Below are 3,283 nucleotides of genomic sequence, written 5' to 3'. Positions count from 1 at the left end.
GCAATAAAAGCCTGACGATGACCTACTTTCACAGACGTCCGTCCACTATCATCGGCGCAAAGGCGTTTCACTGTCCTGTTCGGGATGGGAAGGAGTGGTACCACCTTGCTATGGTCGTCAGGCGTAACTGGTTGAGCGGCTGCGGTTCAGGCAACGGCTCCAATCTTGGAAGAAGCGCAACGTGTGGCGATCAGAGCGTTAGGGCTCGATGATCGGCGCACAGTGGGGTGTAATTGTGTTGGCTGGCTGCTGACGGTGCAGCCAGTATTTTGTATTGAACGACACTTGGAACGCTATATCACCAGGTCAATAACCATCAGTGTTATAGGATCAAGCCTCACGGGCAATTAGTATCGGTTAGCTTAACGCATTACTGCGCTTCCACACCCGACCTATCAACGTCCTGGTCTCGAACGACCCTTCAGGGGGATCAAGTCCCCGGGATACCTAATCTTCAGACGAGTTTCCCGCTTAGATGCCTTCAGCGGTTATCTCTTCCGTACTTAGCTACCCGGCAATGCCATTGGCATGACAACCGGTACACCAGAGGTACGTCCACTCCGGTCCTCTCGTACTAGGAGCAGGCTCCGTCAAGTATCCAACGCCCACGGCAGATAGGGACCAAACTGTCTCACGACGTTTTAAACCCAGCTCACGTACCTCTTTAAATGGCGAACAGCCATACCCTTGGGACCGGCTACAGCCCCAGGATGAGATGAGCCGACATCGAGGTGCCAAACACCGCCGTCGATATGAACTCTTGGGCGGTATCAGCCTGTTATCCCCAGAGTACCTTTTATCCGTTGAGCGATGGCCCTTCCATTCAGAACCACCGGATCACTATGTCCTGCTTTCGCACCTGTTCGACTTGTCAGTCTCACAGTCAAGCACGCTTATGCCATTGCACTATCAGCACGATTTCCGACCGTACCTAGCGTACCTTCGAACTCCTCCGTTACACTTTGGGAGGAGACCGCCCCAGTCAAACTGCCCACCATGCACTGTCCCCGATCCGGATAACGGACCAAGGTTAGAACCGCAAACAAACCAGGGTGGTATTTCAAGGATGGCTCCACGTGATCTAGCGACCACGCTTCAAAGCCTCCCACCTATCCTACACAGGCCGGTTCACAGTCCAATGCAAAGCTACAGTAAAGGTTCATGGGGTCTTTCCGTCTAGCCGCGGGTAGATTGCATCATCACAAACACTTCAACTTCGCTGAGTCTCAGGAGGAGACAGTGTGGCCATCGTTACGCCATTCGTGCAGGTCGGAACTTACCCGACAAGGAATTTCGCTACCTTAGGACCGTTATAGTTACGGCCGCCGTTTACCGGGGCTTCGATCAAGAGCTTGCACCCCATCACTTAACCTTCCGGCACCGGGCAGGCGTCACACCCTATACGTCGACTTTCGTCTTTGCAGAGTGCTGTGTTTTTAATAAACAGTCGCAGCCACCGATTCTCTGCGACCCCATCATGCTAAGCGCGCAGGCGCTTCACACTACCGGGGTATACCTTCTCCCGAAGTTACGGTATCAATTTGCCGAGTTCCTTCTCCTGAGTTCTCTCAAGCGCCTTGGAATATTCATCCCGTCCACCTGTGTCGGTTTGCGGTACGGTCTCGTACAGCTGAAGCTTAGAGGCTTTTCTTGGAACCACTTCCGATCACTTCGCAAGCAATGCTCGCTCGTGCCACACCCTTGATTTACGCGCCCGGATTTGCCTAAGCGCCATCTTCGATGCAGCAACAGGGACATCCAACACCCTGATGATTTTCCGCGATCCGTCCCCCCATCGCACTGTACGACGGTGCTGGAATATTAACCAGCTTCCCATCAGCTACGCATCTCTGCCTCGCCTTAGGGGCCGACTCACCCTGCGCCGATGAACGTTGCGCAGGAAACCTTGGACTTACGGCGAGGGGGCTTTTCACCCCCTTTATCGCTACTCATGTCAGCATTCGCACTTCTGATACCTCCAGCAGCCTTTACAAGCCACCTTCGCAGGCTTACAGAACGCTCTCCTACCGCGTGCACTAAAAGTGCACACCCGCAGCTTCGGTTTATCGCTTAGCCCCGTTACATCTTCCGCGCAGGACGACTCGATCAGTGAGCTATTACGCTTTCTTTAAAGGATGGCTGCTTCTAAGCCAACCTCCTGACTGTCTATGCCTTCCCACTTCGTTTCCCACTTAGCGATAATTTGGGACCTTAGCTGGCGGTCTGGGTTGTTTCCCTCTTGAGTCCGGACGTTAGCACCCGGTGCTCTGTCTCCCAAGCTGTACTTGCGGGTATTCGGAGTTTGCCATAGTTTGGTAAGTCGCCATGACCCCCTAGCTATAACAGTGCTCTACCCCCCGCAGTAATACTTGAGGCACTACCTAAATAGTTTTCGGAGAGAACCAGCTATTTCCAGATTTGTTTAGCCTTTCACCCCTATCCACAGCTCATCCCCTAATTTTTCAACATTAGTGGGTTCGGTCCTCCAGCACGTGTTACCGTGCCTTCAACCTGGCCATGGATAGATCATCTGGTTTCGGGTCTACACCCAGCGACTAATTCGCCCTATTCGGACTCGCTTTCGCTACGGCTTCCCTATTCGGTTAACCTTGCCACTGAATGTAAGTCGCTGACCCATTATACAAAAGGTACGCAGTCACCCCACAAGGAGGCTCCTACTGTTTGTATGCATACGGTTTCAGGATCTATTTCACTCCCCTTCCGGGGTTCTTTTCGCCTTTCCCTCACGGTACTGGTTCACTATCGGTCGATCACGAGTATTTAGCCTTGGAGGATGGTCCCCCCATCTTCAAACAGGATTTCACGTGTCCCGCCCTACTTGTCTTACGCTTAGTTCCACACACAGAATTTCGTCTACAGGGCTATCACCTGCTACGGCCGGACTTTCCATTCCGTTCGACTATCCTGCGCGCTAAAACGTAAAGGCTCATCCGATTTCGCTCGCCACTACTTTCGGAATCTCGGTTGATTTCTTTTCCTCGAGCTACTGAGATGTTTCAGTTCACCCGGTTCGCTTCCACTAGCCTATGTATTCAGCTAGGGATACTGCATTGCTGCAGTGGGTTTCCCCATTCGGATATCTGCGGATCAAAGCTTGTTTGCCAGCTCCCCGCAGCTTTTCGCAGGCTACTACGTCCTTCATCGCCTGTGATCGCCAAGGCATCCACCATATGCACTTAGTCGCTTGATCCTATAACGCTGTAGGCTATAGGACCTGAGTATTAGCGTTTGTGCCGTTCATAAGTTTCAAAGCAGTCTGAGG

At 52.5% G+C, this 3,283-nt stretch carries 2 rRNA genes; both read right to left on the bottom strand.

Annotated features, from left to right (window positions below):
* Window positions 1-9: 9 nt before the first annotated feature.
* Window positions 10-122 (bottom strand): 5S ribosomal RNA (gene rrf / locus KW836_RS27635).
* A gap of 204 nt (window positions 123-326) precedes the next feature.
* Window positions 327-3,211: ribosomal RNA gene (locus tag KW836_RS27630) — 23S ribosomal RNA — on the bottom strand.
* Between the last annotated feature and the right edge of the window lie 72 nt (window positions 3,212-3,283).

This window comes from Achromobacter sp. ACM05 (assembly GCF_019218915.1).
Taxonomy (GTDB): domain Bacteria; phylum Pseudomonadota; class Gammaproteobacteria; order Burkholderiales; family Burkholderiaceae_B; genus Achromobacter; species Achromobacter animicus.
Note: the sequence above shows the minus strand (reverse complement) of the source record. Positions and strands in the feature narration are given on the sequence as shown.